Annotated in this window: 1 protein-coding gene; it reads right to left on the bottom strand. The window is 65.3% G+C overall.

The genetic code is table 11. The annotated features are described in order from the left end of the window. Nucleotides 1–395, bottom strand: a 395-nt coding sequence (locus DM374_RS32820; protein WP_157969829.1) for an AMP-binding enzyme, incomplete at both ends; no start/stop codon positions are given.

The following is a 395-nucleotide window of genomic DNA, read 5'->3' as shown; positions in this document are numbered from 1 at the left end:
GCGCCTTGCGGTCGAGCTTGCCGTTCGGCGTCAGCGGCATGGCGGCCAGCAGCACGAAGTGGCTTGGCACCATGTAGTCCGGCAGGCTGGCCTTCAGTGCGGCTTTCAGATCTTCGCGCAGCGCCTCAGCATCGACTTCGCAACGGGCGACCAGATACGCCGCCAGTTGCTTGCCCTGCGGGCCGTCGATATCCAGCACCACCGCTTCGCGGATCGCGGAATGTTCTTGCAGGCGGGTTTCGATTTCGCCCAGTTCGATGCGGTACCCGCGGATCTTCACTTGATGGTCGGCACGACCGACGTATTCGAGCACGCCATCGGCGCGACGGCGTGCCAGGTCGCCGGTGCGGTACAAGCGCTCGCCTGGCGCGCCGAACGGATTCGGCACGTACACT

Source organism: Pseudomonas huaxiensis, assembly GCF_003231275.1.
GTDB lineage: Bacteria > Pseudomonadota > Gammaproteobacteria > Pseudomonadales > Pseudomonadaceae > Aquipseudomonas > Aquipseudomonas huaxiensis.
This window is presented reverse-complemented; position numbering and strand designations above follow the sequence as displayed.